General features: G+C 55.6%; 17 protein-coding genes and 1 pseudogene. 5 read left to right on the forward strand and 13 right to left on the reverse strand.

Annotation, left to right across the window (positions count from 1 at the left end; translation table 11 throughout):
• Positions 1–305: 305 nt before the first annotated feature.
• Positions 306–1,439 carry an amidase domain-containing protein gene (locus ABC395_RS21345; protein ID WP_413005854.1) on the forward strand — a complete coding sequence of 378 codons (1,134 nt, stop codon included), beginning with the start codon at positions 306–308 and terminating at the stop codon, positions 1,437–1,439.
• A gap of 79 nt (positions 1,440–1,518) precedes the next feature.
• Here the strand turns inward: ABC395_RS21345 and ABC395_RS21350 are convergent, their stop codons facing one another.
• From ABC395_RS21350 to yyaC, 6 genes are all read right to left on the reverse strand, one after another.
• Positions 1,519–2,232: a winged helix-turn-helix domain-containing protein gene (locus ABC395_RS21350; protein ID WP_413005855.1), complete on the reverse strand. Its 714-nt coding sequence runs from the start codon at positions 2,230–2,232 to the stop codon at positions 1,519–1,521.
• A gap of 253 nt (positions 2,233–2,485) precedes the next feature.
• Entirely contained in the window at positions 2,486–3,547 is a 1,062-nt protein-coding gene (locus ABC395_RS21355; protein ID WP_413005856.1) for a copper amine oxidase N-terminal domain-containing protein, read from the reverse strand.
• A gap of 169 nt (positions 3,548–3,716) precedes the next feature.
• A complete protein-coding gene (locus ABC395_RS21360; RefSeq protein WP_413005857.1) occupies positions 3,717–4,001 on the reverse strand; it encodes a hypothetical protein in 285 nt (94 codons plus the stop codon).
• 113 nt (positions 4,002–4,114) lie between these two features.
• A complete protein-coding gene (locus ABC395_RS21365; protein WP_103998063.1) occupies positions 4,115–4,570 on the reverse strand; it encodes a hypothetical protein in 456 nt (151 codons plus the stop codon).
• Positions 4,571–4,661: 91 nt separating this feature from the next.
• A complete protein-coding gene (locus ABC395_RS21370; RefSeq protein ID WP_413005858.1) occupies positions 4,662–6,482 on the reverse strand; it encodes an ABC transporter ATP-binding protein in 1,821 nt (606 codons plus the stop codon).
• A gap of 353 nt (positions 6,483–6,835) precedes the next feature.
• A complete protein-coding gene (gene yyaC, locus ABC395_RS21375; RefSeq protein WP_413005859.1) occupies positions 6,836–7,417 on the reverse strand; it encodes a spore protease YyaC in 582 nt (193 codons plus the stop codon).
• Between the two features lie 363 nt (positions 7,418–7,780).
• On the opposite strand from yyaC, the gene ABC395_RS21380 reads away from it, so the two are divergent.
• On the forward strand, positions 7,781–8,953 hold the full coding sequence (locus ABC395_RS21380; protein ID WP_413005860.1) for a glycosyltransferase family 2 protein: 1,173 nt from the start codon (positions 7,781–7,783) through the stop codon (positions 8,951–8,953).
• Positions 8,954–9,628: 675 nt separating this feature from the next.
• Here ABC395_RS21380 and ABC395_RS21385 read toward each other — a convergent pair.
• Both ABC395_RS21385 and ABC395_RS21390 read right to left on the reverse strand, forming a co-directional pair.
• Positions 9,629–10,318, reverse strand: a complete 690-nt coding sequence (locus tag ABC395_RS21385; protein ID WP_413005861.1) for a copper homeostasis protein CutC — start codon at positions 10,316–10,318, stop codon at positions 9,629–9,631.
• Positions 10,319–10,420: 102 nt separating this feature from the next.
• The gene (locus ABC395_RS21390; RefSeq protein WP_413005862.1) at positions 10,421–10,966 is read right to left on the reverse strand and encodes a GNAT family N-acetyltransferase; all 546 of its coding nucleotides are present in this window, start codon (positions 10,964–10,966) and stop codon (positions 10,421–10,423) included.
• A 307-nt stretch (positions 10,967–11,273) separates the two neighbouring features.
• Here ABC395_RS21390 and ABC395_RS21395 point away from each other — a divergent pair, with 307 nt between their 5' ends.
• A complete protein-coding gene (locus ABC395_RS21395) occupies positions 11,274–11,702 on the forward strand; it encodes an LSm family protein (RefSeq protein WP_413005863.1) in 429 nt (142 codons plus the stop codon).
• 256 nt (positions 11,703–11,958) lie between these two features.
• Here ABC395_RS21395 and hisJ read toward each other — a convergent pair whose 3' ends face one another.
• The 3 genes from hisJ to ABC395_RS21410 form a co-directional block, all read right to left on the reverse strand.
• On the reverse strand, positions 11,959–12,795 hold the full coding sequence (gene hisJ, locus ABC395_RS21400; RefSeq protein WP_413005864.1) for a histidinol-phosphatase HisJ: 837 nt from the start codon (positions 12,793–12,795) through the stop codon (positions 11,959–11,961).
• 218 nt (positions 12,796–13,013) lie between these two features.
• On the reverse strand, positions 13,014–13,502 hold the full coding sequence (locus ABC395_RS21405; RefSeq protein WP_413005865.1) for a FixH family protein: 489 nt from the start codon (positions 13,500–13,502) through the stop codon (positions 13,014–13,016).
• A 232-nt stretch (positions 13,503–13,734) separates the two neighbouring features.
• Positions 13,735–13,920: a KGG domain-containing protein gene (locus tag ABC395_RS21410; RefSeq protein ID WP_103998073.1), complete on the reverse strand. Its 186-nt coding sequence runs from the start codon at positions 13,918–13,920 to the stop codon at positions 13,735–13,737.
• Between the two features lie 275 nt (positions 13,921–14,195).
• On the opposite strand from ABC395_RS21410, the pseudogene ABC395_RS21415 reads away from it, so the two are divergent.
• A pseudogene (locus ABC395_RS21415) lies at positions 14,196–15,096 on the forward strand (manganese catalase family protein).
• 81 nt (positions 15,097–15,177) lie between these two features.
• Here ABC395_RS21415 and panD read toward each other — a convergent pair.
• Both panD and ABC395_RS21425 read right to left on the reverse strand, forming a co-directional pair.
• Positions 15,178–15,570: an aspartate 1-decarboxylase gene (panD, locus tag ABC395_RS21420; RefSeq protein ID WP_413005866.1), complete on the reverse strand. Its 393-nt coding sequence runs from the start codon at positions 15,568–15,570 to the stop codon at positions 15,178–15,180.
• Positions 15,571–15,595: 25 nt separating this feature from the next.
• Positions 15,596–16,339, reverse strand: coding sequence for a YheC/YheD family protein (locus ABC395_RS21425; protein WP_413005867.1), 744 nt, complete (start codon positions 16,337–16,339; stop codon positions 15,596–15,598).
• Between the two features lie 533 nt (positions 16,340–16,872).
• Between ABC395_RS21425 and ABC395_RS21430 the strand changes: the two genes are divergently transcribed.
• Complete coding sequence (locus ABC395_RS21430) at positions 16,873–18,033, forward strand: glycosyltransferase (protein WP_413005868.1); 1,161 nt, start codon at positions 16,873–16,875, stop codon at positions 18,031–18,033.
• Positions 18,034–18,416: the final 383 nt, after the last annotated feature.

An 18,416-nucleotide genomic window follows, 5' to 3' on the forward strand; every position in this document is an offset into this window, starting at 1 on the left:
ACGCCCTCACGTACGCGCACTCGTCGTGCTCTCTCGATACACTCTCTCGATACACTTTTTCAAAATGCTGTCCCAGGTATGCCTCCGGTTTGTCCCCGTAATGCCGGTCCGTTATCCCCGTTCTGGCTATATCCGCGATATTCCGCCTGGTATATCTTTTAGAGTGTAAAGGATTTGCCCAATGCCAGACATCAGACTCAAACGGAGGTGACGGTGCAAAACGTATAAAAGCCCGAAAGCACTTTATTTTATCCGGACGGAATCCGCCGCCATTACATCCACTTAATTTAGGAGGGAATTTATTTATGATGCTTAAAAAAATGGTCACTTCTCTGCTGCTGATTTCCGCTTTTACGACGTCTTCCGCTTTTGCCCAAACCTCCCCTTTAAACGCCAAAGACGACCTTTACCGGAAGGCCGTTCAAACGGAAGTCGAAAATTTCGTCAAAAAAGCCTATAGCCCTTATTACACGATTAATTCCATTGAATTATCCACGTCGGATTATGCGGTTAAAGACAACCGGTTGACGGCCCGTGTGAACATTTCCTTGAATAAAACGCTCAAAGCGAAATCGGTCGACGAGCTGCCTTACGTGAAAGGATTGAAGAGCAAGCTTAATGTCTTGAAATTGCGCAAAGACGCAAGCTCCGCGGATGCGGAACAGGTCGTCAACGACCGGATGAAAGATCTCCAGGAGTATATCGGAACTTCGACGGAACAGAACGATTCCTTCCGGATTACGGCTCCTATCGTAAACGGCAGCCCCGACCTTAACAACGCCAATCTGGAATTTTTGAACGGTCTGGTCGACTGGATTCCCGCGGATTATTTTATTCCTTCCAATGAGTCCGACATGATCGAAAACGGCGAAGAATTTGTCACGGAAGCCGTAACGACCAACAAAAACTTCCTTGTGAAGAATCCCGCCGAAGCTTCTCTGGTCCAGCCGCTTGCGGCCGTTACCTACGACCGGATTGCCGCCAGGGATTATGCCAACAAGTGGACCTCGAACACAACGAACGCATCCGGCTATGACACGAGCAAATGGAATCCGAAATATGCCAAGCATACCGAAAACGGCGGGGTGGACTGCGCCAACTACGTTTCCCAAGCGATTTTTGCCGGCGGAATCCCGACGGACAGCACCTGGAAACCCGAAAGCCTGGCTTGGGTAAACACCGGCCGTAACATCTCCAACGGATTGAAGCAGTATATGGTCGACAAGAAAGGCTACTTCTATAAGACCACCAAAACGACGACTCCCGCAGGCGGCTTCATCAGCGCCTTGAAATACTCGCATGTCATGTTTGTGGTTGCCAACGATACGGTCACGATGCAGTTCAGCGCTCACACCAACGACAGACTTAAAGCTTCCTTCGCCAACTTCTCCGCTTCGGACTATGAATTCTACTATATTAAATCGGCTTATTTAAAATAAAAGACGTATCGGGCCGGGGCAATTGCCTCGCTGACGGCTTAATCTCGACCCCTGTCCCGCACCCAAGCGGGGCAGGGGTTTATTCTAGACGCCGGGTAACGGCGTACTCCGCCGGCTCGCGCTCTTTTACATACATAAATCCGCCCAGCTGCCTGGAGGAAATCAATATGCGGGCAGGCCCCAGCTTGTTCTTCATTCTGGCGATCACTTTGGAAATCCCGTCCGGCTGGATGTACCCGTCCCACAATTTTTCCGCGATCGTGTGTTTGGTCACGACAATCCCTTCGTTTTCCACAAAAAACGAAAGCAGCGCCGCTTCTTTCTCCGAAAGCTCGGTCCTTGCATGACCGTGTTTGATGCAGAACTGTTTCGGATGAAAATAGGTCCCTTCTCCGAGATAGACAAGCTCGGAACCTGCCGCGGATTCATACATACCGGGACAGGCCAGCACGGAGATCAGCTTATCCGGCGTTTCGGCAGCCTTGCTTTTGAGACGGGCGACGGGGTCCATTAATATTTCGCTTATGCCGATTTCTCTGGCATAGACCGCTTCCAGCGGAGTCATGGGCTCACGGATCATCAAGAAAGTCGCCGTTCCCTGCTTGACGGACCGTTTAAGCCGGAGCCAGTCGGACTCGTCCGGGCTGTCCACAGCCAGTATCGCCTGCCCGCTGTCCGGTTCCGGGAGGCTGCCGAGCCGGGATCTCGCGTAAACGGAACAAGCCGTTTCATTAAACAAATAGGAAAGTACGTGGGCCATATCCGGGTCATCCGTGTAGATCGAGATTGTCATCAGCGGAGCCTCCCCCTTGCGTAATGTATAAAACAAGCCGGTTTTAACGGCGTTTCAGGTTAACACAGTAAACCTAGCAGAATAGTCTTATCCTATAGATACCAGAATTAGCCATAGTTTTCAATTATTTTTAAAAAATAATTCCTTTTCATAGATTGAAAAAGAAAGATTATACCTGAATAAAAAAGGCAGCCCCCGCTTTAAGACGGGAACTGCCTTATTTCATTCGAGTGCGGATTCCGCTAACTTGTCTTTACTCCGCTTGGGCCGCAGCCGCTTCCGGCTCAGAGTCTACGACGATCTTCACCGCTCCGCCGATAGGAGGCAGGCTTTTCGTCATGACGCCGTTGTAGAAGCCGATGACTTTCGCGCCTTTCACGAGCGCCTTCTTGTCCGCTTTGGCGCCTTGTCTATCAATCACTTCCGTGTTATCGGAAAGACGCAGAACGATTTCGTTCTGGGACTGCTCGGTAAGCCCTTGACCTTTAATGGTCAAGCTTTGGCTGCCGTCATCCCCCGTACGCACTTCTTCTACAGTGCCGGAAGTGCCAAGCAACTTCTCGGCATCCGCCGAGTAGCCGGATACGGTAATCTTGTATGTAGGCGTTTGAGGCGGCAGACTCATTGTCATGACCATGGCGTGCTCCGCTTCGACGATTTGACCGAGCGCAAGCTGATCGAACGTAAGCTTGTCTCCTTTGTCAGTGGCAAATACCGTGTCGTCGCCCACGTTGAGTACGATTCCGGCCGTACCGAAGCCTTGGATTTGAACGGCTTTATAGCCTTCCGCGTTGCGGATGGACGTTACAACGCCTTTAGTCATGACGTTCTCCTTCTTCTCGTCAAAAGAAATGGAAACGGAATTGCCTTTCGCCGTTACCGTTCCATGAAGAATTTCGCCGGCAAACGAAGCCGGTACGTAAAGCTTGCTGTTTACAAGCTCGGGAGCGGTGCCGAGCGTCTTGTACATTTTGTTCAACACATAACGGTCTTCACCGGTTTTCACGAGCGTCCAGATACGGTCCTTGGACAGTTCGACGGAGTAATCCTCCTGGTTCCATTTCAGTTCCATACCGATTGCTTCGGCCACGGCGCGAAGCGGAATCATTGCCTCCTGAGCACCCGCTTTCACGTATCCTTCCGCTTCCAGAACCTGATTGTTGACGGTCACTTGTACGGACTCCGAAACTGCCGCACTGATCGGGACGATGTTGTCCGCCTTCGTAACGACAGCCGGCGATGCGTATGCCGCCCCCGTTGTCATGGCCATGGATACGGCCAGAACGGCCAGTCCTTTTTTCATTCCATTGTTCATGCTGTTCTTTCCCTTCTGTGTGTGATGAAAGTGACTTACTTAATTTCAGACGTAAATCATGCATAATTGTTGCATAAAGATGCAAAGTTATAAGGGATGTAATGGATATTTAAAAGCGTAAAAATAAAAAAAGTGTATGTCCCATGCGGGCATACACACTTTATAGGATTTAGTTTCCATGTGCCATGACGGTCAGATCGTCCAGTTCGATCTTGCGGATCTGGTTGCTCATAAATTCCTTCACGGGATCGAGCACCTGCATCGGATTCGGCACATCCCTCATGTCCTCCCACTCGCATTCCACGCCTTTGCCTCCCGCAAAGCCCGCAAACATCTGACAGCCGCTGCAGAAATCGCTCTTCTGCCGCTCGTCCAGCTCCACGACTTTATTTCTCAAGCAGCAGTATACCTCATTATGTTCGTTCCGGTAGTTTATATGATGAATCGGTGTCATCGTCAACACTCCTTTTGTTCGTATATGGAAACAGCGGAGCTGAAGCTGCCGGAAAAAACGCAATCAGAAAAGACCCGCGCCGCAGCGGGGTCTCCTGACCCTTTCTATGGGAGCTACTGAATGGGATCGGGAATCAGTCCGGTTTGCTTCAACTCGCTGTTGGTTTTCATTTTTTTCATTTCGTTGCCCAGCCTGCGGAGATCGTAAGAATCCGTCGCCATGTACCCGTTGCTGGCCGTCTCGACGGTGTGAGGGCGTTTGTTCGGCTGGTTCAAATAGTCGGCAAGCTCTTTCATGCGGCAGATGGCCGCTTCCACGACACGGGAAGGCGGCTGCTCCTCCGTATCGAAACGGGTGTGGCCCAGGTATACTTCCGTATGCCCGTTCTCCAGAAGCCGGGTCGGTACGGCCAGCGTGTAGATCCGCTGCGTAATGGAATCCGCAAAGGTAGTGACATATAGTTGGTTCTCATGGGTCCGGGGACGCACGAAACCAAACTCGCTTAACGTCTTGTGAACAAATGAAAAGGGCCTCGTCATCGTTGCCAGCGTCTTACTGAACTCCTTCATTGGAAATTCCTCCTTTGAATTCGTTACAGTACGCATCTCCCGCCGTACTCCGAAATATCCGATTGGAACCATCGGTGTTCTTTGTTTAGATTCAAGGGGCCATTGTGTCATTTGTCTGTCCGCGAAACTGCGTCCGGTACAGACGTGCGTAGAGACCGTCAACTTCCATCATTTCCTTGTGGGTGCCCGACTCCACAATTCTTCCTTTCTGCAGAACCAGAATACGGTCCGCATGAAGAATCGTCGAGAGGCGGTGCGCAATGACCAGCGTCGTCCGTTCTTTCATCAGCTGCTCCAGGGCAGCCTGAACGAAAGCTTCGGATTCCGAATCCAGGTGGGAAGTCGCTTCGTCCAGAATCAGGATGCGCGGGTTTTTGAGCAGGGCTCTGGCGATTGCCAGACGCTGCCGTTCACCGCCCGAAAGACGGTGTCCGCGTTCGCCGACCATGGTGTCGAATCCCTGCGGCAGAGACTGCACGAAGTCGTAAATATACGCTTGCCTGCAGGCATTCGCAAGCTCTTCCTCCGTGGCGTCTTCTTTGGCGAAGAGCAGATTTTCCCGCACGGTGGCATGAAAGAGGAACGATTCCTGCGTCACGTAGGCAATCTGACGGCGGAGCGACGACAGACTAACCTTTTTCACATCGAATCCGTCTATCTCTATAGTGCCCTCCGTCGGATCATGGAGTCTTGCCATCAGACTGATAAGGGTCGATTTGCCCGCTCCGCTGGGACCGACCAGTGCAACAACTTCACCCGCTTCCGCTTGGAAGGAAATATCGGATAGAACCGTATTACCCGGCGAGTAGGCAAATGAAACATCGCGTACGGCTATGCTTCCGCGCACCGGAGGAAGCCCGGGCGCTCCCTCCTTCTCCTCCACTTCGGCCTTCATATCCTGATAATCGAAAATGCGCTGGAATACGCCGAGCGCGGTCGCGACTTCCACATGCAGGTTAAGCAGGGTCCCGACGGGACTGTACAGCCGTCCGAGATAAGCCGCAAAGGCCACGATACCGCCTATGCTCATACTCCCCTGGATGACGGAGTAGCCTCCGTACATATAAATGACGGCGGTGCCGAGCGGGCCCAGCACTCCGAGAAACATCATATACCAGCGGCCGATCAGGTTAAGACGGAGCTCCAGATCCATCACCTGCTGGTTCATACCGTTAAACCGCTCCTCCTGCTCTTTCTCCCGCGTGAAAATCCGGGTGAGCATAGCGCCGGAAACGCCGAAAATCTCTCCGAGCTGCGCCGACATATCGGCGCGGACTTTTTGCGTTTCTCCGCGCAGGCGTTTGCGGACGCCGGAAACTTTGCGTACGGGCAAAATGAAGGCGGGCAGGATGATCAGCGCCACGATGGCCAGACGCCAGTCGAGGGCGAAAAGGATGCCGACGGTCGTGACGACGACGACGATCTGGGTAATCGACGACACGACGAGGCTGGTGACGACGGTCTGGACCGCCTGGATATCCTCCGTCAGCCTCTGGACCACTTCCCCGGCCCGGGCTGCGGTAAAGAAAGACATGGACTGCCGCTGGAGATTGCGGAAAAGGGTCATCCGCAGGTCTCTCATGACGCCTTGGGCGACTTTCGTGTTCAAGTGATTCTGCGCCACTCCGAGCATGCCGCTGAGCAGCGGCAGAGCGACAAGCAGTACGGCAAAGACGGCAAGCAGCCGGAAACTCTGCTGCGGGATGGCGATGTCGATGATTTCTTTCATAACGAGCGGAGGAACGAGGCCGAGTACGGCTCCTCCGAGAGCAAGCAGGACGATCACCGTCAATTGTCCCCGGTAAGGCCGGAACAGTCCCAAAATGCGGCGCAGGGATACTTCTTTGAGGGTCGCTTTGGGCATTCTTCCCCCGTTCCGATCACCCAGTCCTCCGCCAAATCCGTTTCTCATGTGTATGGTTCATCTCCCTGTTTTATTCGTGTGTGCGGCGAAGAAAGTTTACAAAAGCATACAAGCCTGCGGCTGGTTGTCCGCGGGTTCATCGGGCGGACTCAGGGACGCAGGCTTCGCAACTTAGCGGCGCAATTGTATAATGATAGCATATTGAGGGGGCCTTCACCCGCCGGGGCAAAACCGCTGCAGATTTCCACTGGGGGCGCAGCCTAGAGGCAGCCGCTTTTGGCGCAGCGGGCGCGGCGGCGTTAGGAGCTTGTACGACCGGCGCGGGCCGGAATTCCGCACGGCGGCGGGGCTATCATCCGCCGGAAGAACCCGTAGCGCCGCTGCTCACGGCCCCGGCAGGCTTAGACGCGGGCAGGCGGCGGGAATGCCGCTTGGACGGCGCCGGCGATCTCCCGGGCCATGCCGATGACCCGGTTCAGCGAGGTCGTCTGAAGCACGGCGTACTGCCTGGGGCCGTCGGCGTTCACGATGGCGGCGACGGTGTAGTCGCCGACGAGCGGAAGGTTCTTGCCGAGCAACTTGCCCGGGAAAATCGGCCGGTTCGACACCTGGTACAGCCCGACGGAAGACGGCTGTCCCAGACACGCGTCGATGCCGATGACCGCGGCTCCCGCCGGGATCTCCGCCAGGCGCCGCACGAGATTGCTCGCATCGCAGGGATGCTCCAGGGTGCCGATGACGCTGTAGCCGGCTTCGGCCAGCATGGAACCGACGAGCGGACCGAGGGCGTCTCCCGTCGAGCGGTCGGTGCCGATGCAGACGAACACGCACGGAAGCCCGGCGCCCGCTTCTTCCCGGATTTCCGAGAAGAAGGCGGGGAGCTGTCTTCCGGCTACTTTCTTCCAGTAGCCGTCTTTGGAGGCTTTGGGAGCCGATGGTTTGGCGAGGCTTGCGGCTTCCGCGTCGTTCCGGGAAATGTCCATGCGAGGGCCTCCTTTCTCAGGTTACGTTGTTTGGGCATCAGGTTACGTTGTTTGGGCAAATTGTCAGGAACAGCTGTATGTCACGGTCGTGACGTATCGGCAGGAGTACTGTGAGAACGAATCGGCAAGGGCGCCGCAAAACACCCCGTTATGTGGTGCCATGGTCTGCCGTTATCATGTACCCTGCAATTATACGGTGCCGTGTGCGCCGATATCTTGCGATATCCGAACACCAAAAAAGGAAGAGCCTTGTTTATACAAGGCCGGATGTGCGGACGGCTTCTACTCACCTGAATTTCGCCGCAAGCTCCGGCCACTCTTTTATCCCTAGTTCCCTATTATTGTTCCATAAGGAGGCTGCTCATGTCCATAGCCGGAATATTCGCTCTGGTTATTCTGCTCTACTGGCTGGCCGTGCTGGCGGATCACCTGCGGAGCGTGAAGCTGTTCCGCGAACTGCCCCCTTCCGGTCCGCTCCCGGAACCTCCTCCTCTCGTTTCGGTTATTATCGCGGCCAAAGAGGAAGAAACGACGATCCGCGATACTGTGCGGCATCTGCTCGCGCAAACGTATCCCCGGCTGGAGCTGGTCGTTGTAAACGACCGCTCGCAGGACGGGACCGGGCGCACGCTGGACGAGCTCAAACGCTGGTCCGAGGAGCGCGGGGATGTCCGCATTCCCATGCGGGTAATCCACGTGACCCGCCTGCCGGGCGGATGGCTCGGCAAAAACCACGCCCTGTACCAGGGCTACCGTCAGGCCCGCGGTCAGTGGCTGCTGTTTACGGACGCCGACATCCGCTTTCACCCGGATACGGTGATGGAAGCGGTAGGCTTTGCGCTGAGCGAGCATGCGGACCATCTGACGCTTACGCCCCGCATGACGGCGCCCACCTTCTGGCTGCGCAGCTTTATCCGCCACTTCCTCTTCTCCCTGAGCCTGTTCATCCGGCCGTGGCGCGCGAATCTGGACGGGGAACGTAAAGGCGGCATGGGCATCGGCGCGTTCAATCTCATTCACCGGCGGGCTTATGAAGCGATCGGGACACACGAAGCGATCGCCCTCCGGCCGGACGACGATCTCCAGCTCGGCGCGCGGGTGAAGCTGGCCGGTCTCCGCCAGAGGCTGGCATCGGGGCGCAGCAGGCTCCAGGTCGAATGGTATCCGAGCATGATAGCGGCAATCCGGGGGCTGGAGAAAAACTTGTTCTCCGGTTTCGGCTACAAGGTTTCTCTGGCCGCCGCCGCAGGAGCCGGCCAGCTCCTGCTGTTTACGTTTCCCTGGCTCGGCATGCTTCTCTACGGCGACTGGCGCAGTCTCGTCCATCTGGCCAGCGTATTAATTATGACGGCTCTTTACCGGAAGCAGATCCGGATGATGGCAGGTACACCGGGCCTCGATATCCTTGCGATTCCGGCGAGTGCGGCTCTGCTCGTCTACGTGCTTGTCCGGTCCGTAGGACTGGCGCTCAAGCAAGGCGGTGTCTACTGGCGCGGAACGTTTTATTCCTTGACCGATCTTAAAAAAATGAAATAACGATCATTTGTGAAAGAAACCATTACAGAATGTTTACAACTGAAGCATTTTGTTTATTGTATAATGAAGAGGAATAAATAAGAGGAGGAGAGTCTTCCATGTCCACTGTGCCGACAAGAATGTACAAGTACGCCTTTGGCGCGCTGCTCCTTACGGTCAGTCTGCTTACGGCTTACACAAACATCCAGCCGTAAATGGGAAAAGCGGGATTAAGACGACGATTCGGTCTTCCTGCAACAGCTGCCCGGCTTAACCTGAGTTTCTACCCCCCATGATCGAATATGCAAAAAAGGCTGCCTCACTTTAAGTGGGACAGCCTTTTTTGCCTATCCGTCTGGCGGACGGGTTAACGGGAATCCGCCTTTTCGAGCAAGGCTCAGAACATATCAGGTCCGGCAGGCAAGGCCCGTTCCGGAAGCGGCACCGCTCAACTTAGGCTCAGCATGCGCAGGGCATCACTTTTAAGCTCAGCACGCCGCTCGATCCCTAGGGGCCGACAGCCGCAACCGGCAAACAAGCCGGTTTCTCCCCGTTAAGGAAAAACCGGCCTGCCTGTAAGACCTTTTCGGGGGCCGCTGAAAGGCGGGCGGCTCCCGCTGTCAGGGGGCGGCCGGTTCTTTTAAAAAAATCGGTCCCGTCCGTCCCGCACCTTTCCCGTCTCACGGGGCTTGTCTGCTAACAACGCGCCAGTATATCGCGGATCTCCCCGATTTTCTCGGCGGCGATATCGTCTTCCACGCCTTTAGGACCGCGGACGGCGCCGCCGAAGTGAACTTCCGTCACGCCGGTATCTTTTACGAAAGATTCGAGGGATTCCGCATTCAGTCCGCTGCCTGCCAAAATCGTGATGTGAGAATCGCGGCTCAGCTCCACCAGTTCTTTCATCCGGTCCACGGCATCCAGCGCGCTCGGTTTACCGCCCGATGTCAGAATGCGGCTGATCTGCTTATAACCGGAGAGCAGCCGGAAGGCCGCAATCTGATCCGGCACGGCGTCGAACGCCCGGTGGAAGACCACTTCCAGCCCATCGGCTTCCTCCAGCAGCGCTTCGAGCACCGGAACGTCGATCTCGTTCTCCGGCGTAAGCGTGCCGATCACGATACCGGCGGCCCCGGCTTCGCGGATAAGCCGGATATCCCTGCGCATCGCGCGCACATCGTCCTCGTCGTAAACAAACGATTTGCTGTGAGGACGCACCATGACGGCGGAAGGAATTTTCACGCTGCGCACCGTGCCCTCGATAAGGCCCGCGCTCGGGGTCAATCCGCCCTCCTTCATGCCGGTCACCAGTTCCAGCCTGTCCGCTCCGGCTTTCTCGGCCGCGATTGCGTCGCCGACTGTCGTTGCGATCACTTCCAATAGCATACAATCTCCTCCTGATCCGTTCTGATTTTCAGGCGCAATAACGCCGGTCGACTCTTATTTTAGCACGGGAACGGGCGGGATTCTTCTTTTTATCCAAAAAATTCAATCTTCCGGCCACTCACTCCGCAGAATCGAATAAAGCGCCATATCGCGCTTCCCGCTCTCTTTGATCTCCCACTCTCTCATCACACCTTCGAGAGTAAACCCAAGCCGCTCCGGAATAGCCCGGCTTGCCGCGTTCTCGACATCCGCCATAATGACGATGCGGTTGAGGTTCATTTCGGACCAACCGTAACCGATGAACGCCCGGCACGCGCGGGTCATAATTCCTTGTCCTTGATGGGCCTGCCCGAGCCAATACCCGATCTCGGCCCTTCCGTGAGGGGAAACGATCGCATGATAATCGATCACTCCGGCCAGTTCACCCCGGACCATGATGGCGGCGGCCAGCGTTTTGCCTTCCGCGAACGCCTGCAGCGTAGACCGGATAAAGACGGCGGAATCTCCGGCTTCTTTCGTATCGTTCGCCCAGAACAGCCACTGTCCCAGCTGCTCCCGGTTCTCGTCCGTCAGGCGGAACAGGGCTTCCGCATGCTTAAGCTCCAGTAATTCAAGACTGATTTCTTCGTCGGCACGGCATATTCTCATCTCGGCGCCTCCCTATAAATTTTTATTTACTTTAGGGGCTGGCCTTCTTCTTGTCAAGAGAAAAAGGAAGGATGCCGCGCACGGGGCCATTCCCTCCTTTATGAAAACAATCCCGCTAGAATTTGTACACGGCCGGGCAATCTTCGCTCGTCGGCGAGAAAAAACAGTGGTTCTTAAAGCGGCCCGAATTTTGCTGATGCTTTCCGCCCGGTAAAGCAGGGCCCAAAAACAGCCGGATGCCCACGCCCGGAAGGGCGCCCGCACATATGCTGGGGGGAAGAGTACGGAAAACGGAGGGATGTTCGCTATGTATAAAGAGGATTTCTATTGTTTGTGCAAATCGTATCTGAACCGTCACGTCCGGGTGCAGACCAAATCGGGCCGCACGTATGACGGAGTGATTATCGGAGTGGACCCGAATTATGTCCGGCTTAGAGTATCCGGCCCTCAAGGCCAAGGCGAGGGGCACGGTTACACGCCGTATCCGGAATACGGGCAGGGGTATATTTCCGGCCACGTCAACGGATACGGAAAGACCCGGGAGAACGGCCAGACGCCGACGCCGGAGCAAACCGAAGAAAGAGGCTACTTCTATCCCCCGAGGCCCCCATTTCCCGGATTCCCGGGATACCCCGGTTTTCCCGGAAACCCTCCGGGTTATCCCGGTTCCGGAGCCAACGACGCGATCCTGACGCTGGCCCTGTTCGATCTGCTGACCCTTGTTCTTCTGATGTAGAACAAGGGAGGGCCGCAGCCGCGGAGAGAGGAGCCTGCTCCGCGGGCTGTCGCGCGCACGGAAACCGCCTGCCGCAACAAAGCACCGCCTCCGGAAACAGCCCGTTTATGCGGCAACTTCCGTGGCGGTGCTTTGTTATTTCCGGCGGCTTTCCGCGGGGATAGGAGGCCGTAAGGGCAAACTTCCCTTACGGCCTAAAGCTTTAAGCGGGCTTCGAAGCCCCGGCTCCGTGCGCGGATTCACAAGCCCGCTTCTCTCAGCTTTCGGCGCGGCCCCCGCCCGAAGCGGTCTCGAACCAGGCCCAGTCCGCGCCCACATGCTCCGGCCTATGCGTGTCGGAGCCGTAAACGAGCGGAATGCCCCGGCTTGCGCAGGCGGCAAAGAACCACTGCGGCACATAGGTCTGCCCGCAGGTCGGCACCCGCAGACCGGCGACGTTCACGTCGATGCCGACGCCGGCCTCCTGGAGCTTGGGCAGCAGCGCGTTCAGCCTGCGCTCGATCAGTTCCGGGCTGATCGGCGGGAGCGCCTGCCGGAACTTCTCGATGAGCTGCACATGGCCGAGACGCTTGCGCATGGGCAGCTTGGCCGCCCACTCGATCGCCTTCTCGACGTGGTTGTAGTACTCTTCCGCTACGGCATCCATACTTCCGTAGTGAGCGAGCAGGCCTTCGCGGAAATCGTCCGCGGTGTAGTCGATGCAGCGCATGCCGCCCGAGCCGGGAAGGAAATGGACGGATACGACGACGTCTTCAAGCCGGCTTCCGTACTGCTCCAGCAGCGCGTCGGAGAAGTCTTCCCTGCCGTGCAGGTAATCCATTTCAAGGCCCACGGTTACTTCGATTCTGCCGGCATATCTGGCCTTCATCTCTTCGGCGTATGCCAAATAGTCCGGCAGCTCCGCCATCGGCATGGCCATCTCCGCCATCAGCTTCGGATCATCCAGCCACTTATCCGGCAGCGGCGGATGCTCGCTGATCGTGTAGCGCTCAAATCCGAGCTCCACCGCACGGTCCAAATACGCCGGTTCTTCGGCGGGATTTCCGTGATAGCAAAACTTCGTGTGCGTATGACCGTCCCATTTGAATGTCATGACGTCCTCATCCTCCTCAGCCTGTACGGTTTGTCTGACTTGAGTATAGCGCGGCCCCGTAAACACGGCAACGCCGGTCTTCTCACCGGCCTGCAAAAAAAGCCCGGATGATCTTCATCCGGACCTGCCCGCCCATGCTCTTCGCACCGCACCGCGCGAAGCTCCCGGCACGCGACGCCCGGCGTCACACCGGGTTGATAGAGGCATCCGGCTTGAGCCTATTCCACCTGGAGCTTCACCTGCGGCATCGTGTGCATCGTTCTTGCCGTGACGTGGGAAATAATCAAATACGTTCCCGGCTCCTCAAATTTCTTTTTTAGCGTATATAAGCCGTCTTTGCCGTGAATTCCTTTGATTTTCTCATGTTTGTCGTCCGCCGTTCCTTCTTTCCATACTTCGAAAAGAACCTCGTCCGCATCGTCCACGGGCTTGCCGTCCTGCGTGACGGTCACTTCAACCGACGCTTCCGTCCCCGTTTTGACCGGTTCAGCCGGCAGTTTTACTTTAGCCTCGATCGGATTCAGCGTGTCGATTGTCCCTTGGCCCGCGCCTTGACCGCCGTGCCCTTCATGTCCGCCGCCTCCCGAGCCGCAGCCGGCGAGCGCCGCCGTCAGCGCCAGCAGAAGAATGGCCGTGCCGATCCCTCTTCGCCCCATGAACTTAAAGCCGGAGGAACCGGCGCTATATTCCCGTTTATAAGCCTTCATATATGTTCAATCCCCCTAAATCGCATAGCCTTATGCCTTACGGCTGCTTTCATCTTTTCCCGCTGACCCAACCTATTATACCGGGAAGCCCGTAAAAGAGGGATAGCTCACCTGGGCCCTATTTGTAACGATTCCGTGAACAATCCTCTGCGCCCGTTTTCATCGGCACGGCAAAAAGACTTACAGCGCGGGGCTGCAAGTCTTTTTATATGTCGAGTGTCTATTCATCGTCTTAACTGCGGCCGCCTTTTCTTCCCGCTTCCTCGCGGCTCATCTTGCCGTCATTGCTGCCGCTGTCGTTTCCACGGGATTCGCCGCCTTTACGGCCGATTTCCTGGTAGAAATCTTTGTCGTGCGTGCGTGCGGTTTCTTCTCCGCCTTTGCGTCCTGCTTCTTCTCGAGACATTTTGTCAGCCATGATGATCCACTCCTCAAACGGTAAATTTGCAGGCTTCTTGGAAAGTCTTGTTTAACTGCCGCCTACGCCTATTACTTACCCGGTTGAGAGATTCCTAAACAGACATCTGGTAATTTACTGGTTAAATTCATTGATCGGTGCGGTGAAAAGAGAGACGGGTCCACCCGCTTTGAGAACGTGTCAAACCCGTCCGGAAGCGGAGCATATTTGCCAAGCCTTGCCACATATGTCTAACCGTAACGTTATCTACATTACGCGGTTTGGAGGAAACTGTCTTGATTAAACGCTTTAACCGTCTGGCCATCGAGACTGCCGAAGCCGGATAAGCCCGATGCCAATGCCGCTGCCGCCGTTCAGGAACTCCTCGGGGGACGTTTCGGTGAAATGTCCACGCTGAACAATTATATGTACCAGTCCTTTAATTTCCGCAACAAAAAGAAACTGAAGCCCTTTTACGATCTTGTCTCAAGCATTACCGCGGAAGAATTCGGCCACGTCGAGCTTGTCGCCAATACGATCAATCTGGTGCTGACGGGCTCGACCTTTCCGGGCGACCCGGATATTACCCCCATGCGGGATGCCGTCGACAAACGGAATACCCAGCACTTTATTTTCGCCGCCCAAAATTCCATGCCCGTCGATTCCATGGGCAAGCCCTGGAACGGGGATTATGTGTTTACCAGCGGCAATCTTATTCTCGACCTGCTGCATAATTTCTTCCTGGAGTGCGGCGCACGGACGCACAAAATGCGCGTGTACGAGATGACCAGTCATCCCGTCGCCCGGGAAATGATCGGCTATCTGCTCGTCCGGGGAGGCGTGCATATTGTCGCTTACGCCAAAGCTCTCGAGGTGGCCACGGGCGTGGACGTCACGAAGATGCTCCCGGTACCCAATCTCAGCAACAGTGCTTTCGAAACGACGCGCAAGTTCGAAGCGCAGGGCATTCACCGGAAGCTGTACACATTCAGCGATACCGACTACCAGGATATCCGCTACATATGGAAAGGCGAGCATCCCGAAGACGGCCAGCCTCTTGAAGTCATCGAGGGAATACCGGAGCATACGGGGCCCGTTCCCGATTTCGAGGAGGTTCCCGAAGAATTTGCGCCCGGCATTTCCATGGAAGATTTCATGAAAATCGCCCAGCGCCTTCAGCGCTCCGCAGGGTTATAACGGCAGCCCGAAGACCCTTCCGTCAAATTGCTCCGGGAGGGTCTTCGGGTCTTTTACTGCTGTGCCTTAAGGGAGGAACCGTCAGGAAGGATCCAGCACGGTGGAGTGCTTTTCCTCGTAACGGTCTTGTGCGACTTTGTTTCCTTCTTCCAAAATAACCACTTTGGGCACGTAGTCCGCCGCCGTTTCCTCACTCATTAAAGCGTAGGAAATAATGATGACGACATCTCCCGGCTGTACAAGCCTTGCCGCCGCCCCGTTCAGACAGACGCATCCCGATCCCCTGGGACCCGTTATCGTGTAGGTCTCCATCCGCGATCCGTTGTTGAGGTTCACGATCTGTACCTTTTCGTTAGGCAGAAGATCCGCAAGCTCCATCAGGTCTTCGTCGATCGTGATGCTTCCTACATAATTCAGATTGGCCTCCGTAACGGTGGCCCGGTGGAGCTTGGATTTCATCATCGTTCTGAACATGCCGCGCGTCCCCTTTCCTCGTTCTTTACTGGCCTTCGCCGTAAGCCTTGATGCGGCGGTACATCGTCTTGTCTTTGAGCTTCACGAAATGAGACATGGCCGGGTACAAATTGCCTTCGAAAATCCACACATTCCCGCGCCTATCCAGCCCGATATCAATGCCGTAAATGACCTGCCTCGGAAAATGTTCCGTCAGTGTCTTCGCGCACGCTAGGGCGACCTCATCGATCCGCTCCTGAAGTACTCTCCGGGACAACCTGTAAAGCGAGGAGCGGCCGAGCGCCTCGTCCAGAAGCAGGAGTTTGCCCTTCCTGGATGTGTTGGAGACGAAATAGCCGCTGCCCACGACTTTCGCCACCCGCCCGGTGACGATCCAGCGGCTTGAATTTTTTTTCCGCTGAACGATAATACGCAGATCGAAAGCTCTCTCCCCGACTGTCGCACGGTCGATACTCTGCTGGACGATATAGCTTTGGGAGCCGACTTTCTTACTCAGAAAAGCGTAAGTCTTCCTCCTGCCCGCCAGCTTGATCTTGCGGTTTTCATGCTGCACTTCGTACTGGCCGTCCGGCAGGCTCGATACATGAAAAATGCCCTGCCCCTGCATCCCGCCAACGGGTTTCACAACGACCCTGCCGTAACGCTCCGCCATTTCCCGGAAGGCACTTTCCGACAGCGGGCTCGTTGCCGGCAGATGGGGGACAAGCCCGGCGGTTTTTCTCATAAACTTATATTTGGACCACTTGTTAAACCTCGCGGGTACCGCCATGCTATCGGCCACCTTTCGGATCCGGATAGATTTTCTTTCATAGACCGCTCCTTTATATATATGAGAGCGGACACCGGATGGAAAAGGCGTCTGTTCTAGCCGCGGTGTGCAGCCGTTCCTATTTTTACAAAGATCGGGAAACAGCCTTCATTCGTCCCTTTTTCAAAGAAGCGCGGCTGCGCATTTTCTCCCTTCCGCATTTTCAGATCTTGTGATGCATACGCTGGGTATTCTTGTGATGCCGTGAACACGCTCGTGAACACGTTGTGGTCAAGCCCTTCCGCACCACGCGTTGCTTGACGTCACATGGCGGCGGTCAACTACAATTCCGCTTATTTCGTCCGTTTCGTATACGGGACTTTGTACCTCCGGGTGATAGACCAAAATAGTTGCTTATCCGTTTCAAACCCCGAAGAGCCTCCGTAAACTAAAGTAATGCTTTCCATGTGTAGCCGCAAAGCGCGTATCTCCTTAAAGAGAGTAAGAACGGATGAAAGATTTTCTGCCTATATTGCGAAAAAGGATGGATAACGGTGAGTCATTATCAAGTCATATGGAACGGGCCCTTACTGGGCGACAACGGAATCGGAACCGCCGGCCGTGAATATGTGCTTGCGCTGCACCGGCTGGGCGTCAACGTCAAAGTAACTCCCAAGCGCAGGCGTTCGGCCCTCTACACCCCGTCCAAAAGGCTCATGCTTGCCTTGGCGCGCAGACCTCTGGTCCGCAGCAAGCCGAAAGTGCTGGTTTACCATCGCCTGCCGCATACCCTGAACATCGCCCAAGCGAGAAAGAAGTACGATTATCTCATCTTGAATGCGGTCTGGGAAACGACGAAAATCCCCCGGAACTGGCTCCCGAACATCAACCGGTTCGATGCCGTTTGCGTGCCTTCCGTTCAGAACCGGGCCGCCATGAGAAGAAGCGGGGTCCGCGTACCCGTATACATCGTTCCGCACGGAGTAAACTCACGCGCGTTTCATCCCCGGAATAAGAAGCTGTCCGTGAAAAAAAAGGGCTCTTTCCTGTTCGTCTCCGTCTTCACTTTCCAGCACCGCAAAAACCCCGAAACCCTGCTCAGGGCTTTCTGGGAGGAATTTTCCGCCCGGGACCGCGCGGCGCTGCTGATCAAAACAAGCGGATTCAGCGCCAAAGAATCGGGCACATGGATTCGCGGCCGCATTGCCTCTTACAAAAGAAGGCTGGGAATCCGGCACAAGACGGCCCCCCTTCATCTCCTGACCGGACCTGCCAGCCCCCGTACGGTGCGGGGGATTTATACCGCCGGCGATGCGTTCGTGCTTCCCACGCGCGGCGAAGGCGTCGGTCTGCCCTTCCTGGAATCGCTGGCCAGCGGAACCCCGGTCATCGCGACAGGCTGGGGCGGTCACATGGATTTTGTGACAAAGGCCAATTCTTTTCTCGTCCCGTATAAGCTGAAACCGCCCGCGGCCGGTATGAAGAGAGCGATCTCCCGCTCTTTCCGCTATTTGTTCGCACAGAAGGGTCAGCTGTGGGCGGAGCCCGATCTCGGCTCGCTGAAAAGGCGGATGAGACACGCTTACGAGCACCCCGGGCTGTGCAGGCGGAAGGGACTCCGGGGACGCAGAGATATGAGCCGATGGACATGGACACGCGCCGGACGCGCGATGAAAAGAGCCATCGAAAAAACGATCGCTTCCAAACGGCGTTGAGGCCGGAATGACGTTAAGGCCCTGATGGCGCATGGATGCTTGGGAAACGCATGAAGATTGAGGGAGAACAGTTATGTTAACGATAAACGACAAACGGAGCCATTTGTGAAAAGCAATCCGTAACATACGTTCCGCTGATAGAGAACGACTGTGGAACAAGCGGCAAGCAAGGGGTGGGGGATTCTACTGAGGAAAGGAAAACTTACAAAAGTGCCTTTGGATATGCCGATAGGCCGGATTAACGAACGGGAAACGTTCGTTTAATGAATTGTGCCGGGAAGCCCCGGTAAAAGCCACGTGCCGCAGCAAAAAACGTTCCGGATTCGAAAACGATCCGGAACGTTTTTTATGAGCGGCTTCACTCGTCCTGCGAAAAAAAGCAC

The sequence above is a fragment of the Paenibacillus canaveralius genome, from assembly GCF_047238265.1.
In the GTDB taxonomy this organism is placed as follows: domain Bacteria; phylum Bacillota; class Bacilli; order Paenibacillales; family NBRC-103111; genus Paenibacillus_F.

Coding starts and splice junctions, on each gene's coding strand:
- ABC395_RS21410 (WP_103998073.1), bottom strand. CDS start 13,920: ATGGCTGACAAAATGTCTCGAGAAGAAGCAGGACGCAAAGGCGGAGAA.
- ABC395_RS21390 (WP_413005862.1), bottom strand. CDS start 10,966: ATGAGAATATGCCGTGCCGACGAAGAAATCAGTCTTGAATTACTGGAG.
- ABC395_RS21425 (WP_413005867.1), bottom strand. CDS start 16,339: ATGGCGGTACCCGCGAGGTTTAACAAGTGGTCCAAATATAAGTTTATG.
- ABC395_RS21345 (WP_413005854.1), top strand. CDS start 306: ATGATGCTTAAAAAAATGGTCACTTCTCTGCTGCTGATTTCCGCTTTT.
- ABC395_RS21350 (WP_413005855.1), bottom strand. CDS start 2,232: ATGACAATCTCGATCTACACGGATGACCCGGATATGGCCCACGTACTT.
- yyaC (WP_413005859.1), bottom strand. CDS start 7,417: ATGGACATTTCCCGGAACGACGCGGAAGCCGCAAGCCTCGCCAAACCA.
- ABC395_RS21395 (WP_413005863.1), top strand. CDS start 11,274: ATGTATAAAGAGGATTTCTATTGTTTGTGCAAATCGTATCTGAACCGT.
- ABC395_RS21360 (WP_413005857.1), bottom strand. CDS start 4,001: ATGACACCGATTCATCATATAAACTACCGGAACGAACATAATGAGGTA.
- ABC395_RS21380 (WP_413005860.1), top strand. CDS start 7,781: ATGTCCATAGCCGGAATATTCGCTCTGGTTATTCTGCTCTACTGGCTG.
- ABC395_RS21385 (WP_413005861.1), bottom strand. CDS start 10,318: ATGCTATTGGAAGTGATCGCAACGACAGTCGGCGACGCAATCGCGGCC.
- ABC395_RS21405 (WP_413005865.1), bottom strand. CDS start 13,502: ATGAAGGCTTATAAACGGGAATATAGCGCCGGTTCCTCCGGCTTTAAG.
- ABC395_RS21365 (WP_103998063.1), bottom strand. CDS start 4,570: ATGAAGGAGTTCAGTAAGACGCTGGCAACGATGACGAGGCCCTTTTCA.
- ABC395_RS21370 (WP_413005858.1), bottom strand. CDS start 6,482: ATGAGAAACGGATTTGGCGGAGGACTGGGTGATCGGAACGGGGGAAGA.
- hisJ (WP_413005864.1), bottom strand. CDS start 12,795: ATGACATTCAAATGGGACGGTCATACGCACACGAAGTTTTGCTATCAC.
- panD (WP_413005866.1), bottom strand. CDS start 15,570: ATGTTCAGAACGATGATGAAATCCAAGCTCCACCGGGCCACCGTTACG.
- ABC395_RS21355 (WP_413005856.1), bottom strand. CDS start 3,547: ATGAACAATGGAATGAAAAAAGGACTGGCCGTTCTGGCCGTATCCATG.